This window comes from Nostoc cf. edaphicum LEGE 07299, from assembly GCF_015207245.1.
Taxonomy (GTDB): domain Bacteria; phylum Cyanobacteriota; class Cyanobacteriia; order Cyanobacteriales; family Nostocaceae; genus Nostoc; species Nostoc edaphicum_B.
Genome location: NZ_JADEXF010000958.1, coordinates 1 through 2,703 on the forward strand (window position 1 = coordinate 1; position 2,703 = coordinate 2,703).

The window sequence follows — 2,703 nt, forward strand, 5'->3', positions numbered from 1 at the left end:
GGCTAATAACGAACCTTTTGGAAAGCCAAAGCTACCCAAAGAACCAGCTAGTTTGTGAGCTTCTTGCTCTGCTTTTTGGCCCAATTGAGCGTCAAGCGTATCTTTTCTTAAAGCATCAGCTGCTAGTTTCAATACTGCAATGCGCGAACCAACCTTTGCTTTGAAATTCTCCCGCTCTTGAGCAATGGCTGTTAGTAGAATTTGCTGCTGCTTTAAATCTATTTCCGGCTCAGGTTTCGGGCAACTTTGCTCATGATCTAGAGCTTTTAAACGATAACCCATTCCATAAACAGTTTCTATAAAATCATAGTTAGCGCCTGCTGCTTTTAGCTTTTGCCGTAAACTTTTGATATGAGATTTAATCGTATTTTCTTCAGGTGGATCTTTTTCAGCGCTCCAAAGTTGATCTACAATGGCACTCCGGCTAAAGATGCGCTGGTTGTTGCGTAAAAAAAGGTCTAAAAGGCTAAATTCTTTTGCTGTTAAATTTAGAGAAATGTCTGCATAAGTCACTTCACAAGTACTAGGATCGAGACGCAAGGCTCCCCATTCCAAAACTGGAGGTAAAGAAGTATTTCCCCGACGTAATAAAGCACGAATACGAGCTGATAACTCTTGAAAATCAAATGGTTTGACTACATAATCATCTGCTCCAGCATCTAAACCGATAACTTTATCAGTTTTAGTCTCTTTTGCCGTTAAAAGCAGAATCAGCATTTGATAACCCGACTGCCGTAATTGTCGGCAAAGACTTATGCCATCTAGCTTTGGCAGAACAATATCTAACAAAATCAGGTCATAGTTACAGACATTAACCAACTCCCAACCAGCTTCACCATTAGCAGCAATATCAACCACATAATTTTGTTTGGTCAGATATGTTGCTACTGCTTGAGCGAGCAAATCATCGTCTTCAATCAACAGAACTCTCATGAAAATGTTTGCTTGTAGAAGCAACCCTAAGCGCTATAATCAAATTTCTATAACTTAGGTTATGCCCTTTTCAGTTTTATATGGCATCTATCAAAGGCAAGGTTTAAGCAACAGATTCGCTCCGTCTAACCTGTTTTGACAAAACTTTGTACTTGGGGCTGTTACAAGTCAGACCAGTAGAAAATCCGATAGTAATGTAGCATTAACAGAGCGATACTGATACAGGCTAGAGCAAAAATATGACGAACTTGCGATAGTTGAGCAGTTATTCACTCCAAAAGTTAAGTAAACCGAATTAATTACACAATCTCATTGCGATCGCTCGCAATGACAATAAATATTTTTGTTCATGTAGTTAGGAATACCTACGGTATGATTACGCCGGATGTCGTTTGATTAACACCCGCACCAGTGATACGCCATCGATTTTGTTAAAGTGCGATCGCGTCTTAGTCAGCAATTCAAAAAAGCATCTATCGCAATCATTTTCCAAATGGGTATTACAGCCTTTTTTACAACCCAGTAAAGTTGTAACCAACTCCGATCATTAGTCCTACATCCGTTTCATCTAAAAACGCCGCATTCACGCCTGCTGTTGCCGTGAGGTTAGTATTTAAAGGAACATCTACGCCACCAGATAAAAGCAAGCCAACGTCTGCATCATCACTAGTTTCAATCGCTACGCCAGCCCCAACGTATGGTGCTACAGCAAATGTATCTTCAAAAGCATCTGCTGTCCGAAAGTTAAAGTCATAGGTGACAGGAACCAAAATAACAGGGTCGTCCTCAATCGCCACAGATGGCCGTACAGAGAAGGTACGCGTCAGCCCAATTTTGCTGATCACCATAAAACTACCTTCACCTATAGCTGAATCACCACCTAAACCAATATTGCCAGCAACTCCAATATAGCTGGAACCACCACGAGTAGCTCGACCTGGATCAACATCTACTTGCGCCACCTCAGCAGAAGTTTCAGAAGCAGGTTGTGTTGGCTGGGGAACCAAATCGGCTGCTGTTGTTGAAATTTTACCGGGAGTCGATACAGTTTGTGCTTGAGCAGATAATCCACTTGCAAGCATTGTGATTGTGGAGGAAATAAACAACGCAGAAAATCGCTGTAACCAAGTACTATTCATTTTTCAAATTCCCAAATAATTTTGCATGAAGGAATCAGGCATTGGAAAGCAATCTAATATGCAACCAAATTGCTGTTACTTTCCTAACTGATTCAAGCTGATGTCAGCCAACTTCATTAACTGTATGGATAACACCATTTATCGCCTGAATTACACTTTTGAAGTTATCTAGGAAAAGTGGAAAACTTGTGGATCTGAGCAATATTTGCAAAATTGCTTAGAGCTTACCAGACATTTTACCCAGGCTGGCAACAACGGCAATTAACTCAGCTGCTCTAACTGGTTTCGCAATATGTAGCTGAAACCCTGCTGCTAATGCCTCTTTGTAATCTTCTACTCTGGCATACCCCGTCAGTGCAACAGCAGGAATCCGCCCGCCTTGTTCTGCTTCAATTTTTCTGATTTTACGCATCAGCGCGTAGCCATCCTCGTCTGGCATCCCAATGTCGCTAATTAACACATCTGGATATAATTCTTCTAGTGCTTCAAGTGCCTGTCTTGTAGAGCTAAAAGTACTAACTTTCGCTCCAGACTCTTCAAGTACTGCGGTAATCCACTGCCGGACATCCGCCTCGTCATCTACAACCAGCACTCGCAAGTTGGTAAGGGGATTGGGGATTAGGGATTGGGT

Annotated in this window: 3 protein-coding genes; all 3 read right to left on the reverse strand. The window is 41.7% G+C overall.

Going from position 1 to position 2,703, the window contains the following annotated elements; all coding sequences use genetic code 11:
• On the reverse strand, positions 1-933 hold a 933-nt coding region (locus IQ229_RS23110; protein WP_194047769.1), incomplete at its 3' end, for a response regulator transcription factor.
• 512 nt (positions 934-1,445) lie between these two features.
• Positions 1,446-2,072, reverse strand: coding sequence for a hypothetical protein (locus IQ229_RS23115; protein WP_194047771.1), 627 nt, complete (start codon positions 2,070-2,072; stop codon positions 1,446-1,448).
• 217 nt (positions 2,073-2,289) lie between these two features.
• Positions 2,290-2,703 (reverse strand): response regulator (locus IQ229_RS23120; RefSeq protein ID WP_194047773.1); only part of this gene is annotated, 414 nt, incomplete at its 5' end.

Coding starts and splice junctions, on each gene's coding strand:
- IQ229_RS23115 (WP_194047771.1), bottom strand. CDS start 2,072: ATGAATAGTACTTGGTTACAGCGATTTTCTGCGTTGTTTATTTCCTCC.